Origin of the sequence: Caballeronia sp. (assembly GCF_049581465.1) — a bacterium.
Lineage (GTDB): Bacteria > Pseudomonadota > Gammaproteobacteria > Burkholderiales > Burkholderiaceae > Caballeronia.
In genome coordinates this window covers 1-4,408 of the sequence record NZ_JBAUSA010001162.1, presented here as the reverse complement: position 1 = coordinate 4,408, position 4,408 = coordinate 1, and the positions used below count along the sequence as shown (strand labels likewise).

Here is a 4,408-nt window from a genome sequence, read left to right as displayed (position 1 = left end):
GGCGATCTCGGCGGTATTCCTGATGGGCTACGGGCTGGCGCGTTTTACCGTGGAATTCGCGCGGGAACCGGACGATTATCTGGGCTTGCTCGCGATGAACCTGTCGATGGGCCAATGGCTATCGCTGCCGATGATCATCGCTGGAATTGCCTTGCTCGTGTGGTCGTATAGGCGCGGGCGATATGTGCCGCCACTGACCGCCAAGGTTTCGTGATTACTGGAGCGCATAAAAAAAGCCTCGCGAAAGCGAGGCTTTTTGCTTAGTGAAAGTCGTCTTCCTTCCGTGAATTAAGCAAGCGGCCGGGACGCACGACGGGCCCAGCTCTACCGGCTCATCTGCACCGATCCCGACACGTTCACGGTCACCGTGGACGTCCCTGCCTCAAGAGCCATCGGCGCGGCCATCTTCGCGTCCGCGCCCACATTACGAGCAGCCATCATCATCACCGGTCGCGGCGGCGAACCATTGTGGCCCACGTTGACCTCGCGTATGGAATAGCCGTTGTAGCCAAACGCTTGCGCGGCATCCTGTGCCTGCTTGCGGAACGACGCGATGGCCTGCGTGGACAACGCCTGCTCGGCCGCGCGCTGCGCTTCAGGCGAAAGCGAGAACGTCACGCTGCCGACTTGCATCGAATCGGTCATCTTGCCGGCGAGCTTGGTCGCAGCCTCGAAGTCTTTCGACTCCAGCACGACTTCCGTGCGGCCACGCCACGCTGAGATGCGCCCGTCGCGATCCGTCGATGGATACACGGTGAACGCGCCGCTATGGGCACTCACGTGGTCGACGCCCTTGGCCTGGCGCAACGCGGCGTCGGCGTGCTGGTTGAGCGTGCTGGTAAGGGATGCCGCATCAGGCGCTTCCTGCTCGTAGAACAGCGTGATGTCGACTACGTCTTGTGGCACCTCCAGGCTCGCCTGCGCCGACAGCGACAACACGCCGGACGGTTGCGTCGATGGATTGACGCCTTGGGCGAAAGCGCCTTGCGTCATCGCGAGGCTGGACAACAGAACAGCAGCCGCGAGAGCGGCAGCGCTTGTTTTGGTTTTCAAAGTGTGACTCCGTAAGCGTGAATGCACGTCATGTGACGCGATGCTTAGGCGGCAGGCATACGCGTGAAGTTCCCTTCAAAACGTTTCACACGAGATGTTCGGTGATGAAGCGCCATTGCGCTTCGGTGACGGGCGTGATCGACAGGCGATTACCTTTGGCAAGCACCTGCATGTCGGCGAGTTCCGCGTGCTCACGCAACGTAGCGAGCGCGATCAGCGGTGTCCTCTTCACAAAGTGCACATCGACGAGAAGCCAGCGTGGCGTCTCGCGCGATGACTTGGGATCGTAGTAGGGACTGTTGCTATCGAATTGCGTGGGATCGGGATACGCCGCGGAGGACACTTTCGCAATCCCAGCGATGCCAGGTTGAGGGCAACTCGAATGATAGAAGAGGACGCCGTCACCGACCTCCATGGCGTCGCGCATGAAGTTGCGTGCCTGGTAATTGCGCACGCCGGTCCACGGCAAGGTTTTCTTCGGGGCGTGAGCGAGATGATCGATACTCGCTTCGTCCGGTTCCGATTTCATCAGCCAGTAGCGCATGACCGTTCCTATCAAGTCAGTGTGCAAGTGTGCAAGTGCACGAGCCTTCAGAGTGTCCAACAAGAATGCATAACACAAAGAAAAACGGCATCGGAAAAGTTCCGATGCCGTCATTCCTGCTTGGCGACGTTGGTATCTAAATCAAACGTGCAATTCAACGTTTGATCCACTACACGATACCGCTAGAAAGGGTCCCCGCCCAAGCCGCTAGGCCGGCATCCTGAACCTGGGTTCAAGATTGGTCGCAGTAAGCAGTACCTTGGGCTCATCAGACAGAGTGACGCGCTCGCCAGCACTACAAGATCCCACAACCGTGCACATAGGCATTGGTTCAAGGAATATATGACCTTGGCAAACCAGGCAGGGAGCAAACACTTTACACCAATCGTCGAGATGATGCAGCAACGATCCAGGAAAACTTTGTTGCCGAAAGCGAATTCGCAGAAAAGCGCCTAAAACAAGGGACTTTCTGCAAGGCAATAGCATTCGGCGAATTCCCGACCTTGCCTCAAGTGAGTCGCAAGCCCCGCGATCACTACGCTTCGTATTGTGAAATCACGACGCCGAGTTGTTCATTCATTTGATGCATGGTGCGACGAATTTCTTCAGCGGGAAATGCTTCGCCATGACGCACGCTACTTTGCAACTTAAGCAATTCCGACGCCAGCGACAAAGCCGCCATCACTGCAATCCTGTCCGTACCGCGCACGGTGCTCCCGCTGCGCACTTTGGACATTTCCGCGTCCACGCGCGCGACTGCTTCGCGTAGCGCATCTTCAGTTTCCGGCGAGCAAGCCAACCGATACGGCATGCCAAGAATGCTCACTTCGATTTGTTTCGACGTCATGCCTTTTCTCCCTGACCCTGCGATTCTTCATGCATCGCGCCGGCGTGTTCGACGCCGCCTTCGGGCGGCAAGAGCGCCAATTGGCTGTCCGGTTCCGGCGCGGTTTTAGCGCGCGGCAATTTTTCCAGGATCGCGTTAAGGCGAACCTGTGCATCGTCAATTTTCGACGACAACGAATCGCGCTCCGCTGCCAGTGCGTCGCGTTCTTCGCGCACGTGCGTGAGCTCGTCCTGCACACTGGCGTATTCGGTGCGCAACTGTTCGAGTTGCAGTTCGAGCGCGTGGTGAGCTTGATGATGGCGTTCGCTGATTTTGATCAGCCGGCCGATATTCTGTGACAGTGATTCGAGTTCGTTGAGCATGTGCTGCGTCCTCTTAAGACCTCGCATTTTAGCGCGCTTCGTTGGCGCTTCTGAGATTTGGTTCGTTTCGAGACGTAACAACAATCGGTATTCAAGGCATCCGCGTGCGCCTTTATGAGTAAGGGAGGGCGAGTTTCATGGCCGATTTTAACGGTCTTTTCTCAAGGTGGGGATTATTGGCTCACGTCACTTTAAGCCTTTAATAAAAGCGGGCAAGACAAACGCCGGGTCTAATGCTCGAAGGTTCACGAGACGCCTGCTTTGTTGACGTCTGCTGGAGCCGCTCTTACACTCGCGCCACCTTGGTGCTCGCGCATGCATATCAGCGTGCGCAGTTAAACGGGAAGCAGGGAGCGAAGTCCGCACGGACGAGCCAACCTGCGCTGCTCCCGCAACGGTAAGCGACCGCGACGCAAGTTGCAAGTCGGACCGCACGCGTTTTTCCAGCATCATTTCTTCACTCGAAATGAGCGCCGTGAGTACGCGGCAACGCCACCGCGCGTCAGGCGCGGCAAGGCGGGCCGATAAGTCGTCAGCCCGGATATCGGCCTTGGAGAGAACGTGCCTGCAAACTGTGGCTGCGTAAGGCGTTCGCAACGCATGGACCTGCGAGGAGCGGGTCACGCATGCGCACCAACTGGAACTTTCCTCACCATGCATTTGCCCATGTCGTGGTACGTCGCGGCGCGCATAGACAACGTGTTGAACAGGGATTATCAACTTGCGTATTCGGATAGCACGCCGCGTCGCGGTGCTTACCTCGCGCTCGGCCGGCAGCAGTGAGCGCTAAGCAAATGAACGCGCGTCGCGCCATGGTGGTCTGGGGAGGGCTTCTCCTCGCGTCGCTGGCCGTGCTGGTGGCGTCGCTGGCGCTTGGGAGCGTCGCTGTATCGCCCGTGCGCGTCGTGCAGGCACTGATCGCGCGATCAACTGACATGGTCGATGAAATCGTGCTCGGCCTGCGTTTGCCCCGCGCACTCGGCGGCTTTGCGTGCGGCGCGTTGCTTGGCCTCGCTGGCGCGTTGCTGCAAGTATTGTTGCGCAATCCGCTAGCCGAACCGTATGTGCTCGGCGTATCGGGCGGCGCGGCGGCGTTCGCGCTCGCGGCCATGTTGTTCTCAGTGTCGTGGTGGAGCGTCGATGCCGCCGCATTCGCGGGCGCGTTTCTCTCCATCCTTCTGGTGCTCGGCCTCGCCCGGCGCGAGTTGTGGCGCGGCGAACCGCAGGACACATCGCCGAGATTGCTGTTAACTGGCGCGGTGATTGCTGCGGGATGGGGCGCGTTGATCACGCTGATGTTGGCCGTCGCGCCGGAAAACCGGCTAAGAGGCATGGTGTTCTGGCTCACGGGCGACCTGAACGGCGTCGCGTTTCCGTGGACGGGGTTGATCGCGTTGGGCGTTGCGTTGGTGGCGATCGTGCCCGTCGCGCCGCAACTCAACGTGCTGCTTCGTGGCGATGTCGCGGCGCAAGCGCTTGGCGTCCCCGTCGCGCGGTTGCGATTGCGCGTGTATCTCGTGGCGTCGCTCGCGGCGGCCGCAGCCGTGACGACGGCGGGCACAATCGGCTTTGTCGGGCTCGTGGTGCCGCATGTCCTGCGGC

General features: G+C 59.5%; 7 protein-coding genes, 1 other RNA gene and 1 riboswitch. Of the genes, 3 read left to right on the top strand and 5 right to left on the bottom strand.

Going from position 1 to position 4,408, the window contains the following annotated elements:
- A partial coding sequence (locus WCA53_RS28445) for a prolipoprotein diacylglyceryl transferase family protein (protein WP_423918843.1) occupies positions 1 to 214 on the top strand: 214 nt, incomplete at its 5' end.
- A gap of 110 nt (positions 215 to 324) precedes the next feature.
- On the opposite strand, the gene WCA53_RS28440 is transcribed toward WCA53_RS28445, so the two are convergent.
- The 5 genes from WCA53_RS28440 to WCA53_RS28420 form a co-directional block, all read right to left on the bottom strand.
- Positions 325 to 993: an SIMPL domain-containing protein gene (locus WCA53_RS28440; RefSeq protein ID WP_423918848.1), complete on the bottom strand. Its 669-nt coding sequence runs from the start codon at positions 991 to 993 to the stop codon at positions 325 to 327.
- Positions 994 to 1,138: 145 nt separating this feature from the next.
- Entirely contained in the window at positions 1,139 to 1,597 is a 459-nt protein-coding gene (locus tag WCA53_RS28435; RefSeq protein WP_423918838.1) for an EVE domain-containing protein, read from the bottom strand.
- Between the two features lie 188 nt (positions 1,598 to 1,785).
- Positions 1,786 to 1,967: non-coding RNA, 6S RNA (gene ssrS, locus WCA53_RS28430), on the bottom strand.
- Between the two features lie 165 nt (positions 1,968 to 2,132).
- Positions 2,133 to 2,444: a cell division protein ZapA gene (locus tag WCA53_RS28425; protein WP_423918835.1), complete on the bottom strand. Its 312-nt coding sequence runs from the start codon at positions 2,442 to 2,444 to the stop codon at positions 2,133 to 2,135.
- Positions 2,441 to 2,806 (bottom strand): ATPase, encoded by a 366-nt coding sequence (locus tag WCA53_RS28420; protein ID WP_423918832.1) that lies wholly within the window; start codon positions 2,804 to 2,806, stop codon positions 2,441 to 2,443. The genes WCA53_RS28425 and WCA53_RS28420 overlap by 4 nt, the downstream gene beginning before the upstream one ends.
- Positions 2,807 to 3,092: 286 nt before the next feature.
- A riboswitch (cobalamin riboswitch) is annotated at positions 3,093 to 3,373 on the top strand.
- Between the two features lie 87 nt (positions 3,374 to 3,460).
- On the opposite strand from WCA53_RS28420, the gene WCA53_RS28415 reads away from it, so the two are divergent.
- A complete protein-coding gene (locus WCA53_RS28415) occupies positions 3,461 to 3,589 on the top strand; it encodes a hypothetical protein (RefSeq protein ID WP_423918851.1) in 129 nt (42 codons plus the stop codon).
- A gap of 11 nt (positions 3,590 to 3,600) precedes the next feature.
- The coding region (locus tag WCA53_RS28410) for a FecCD family ABC transporter permease (RefSeq protein WP_423918827.1) at positions 3,601 to 4,408 on the top strand (808 nt) is incomplete at its 3' end.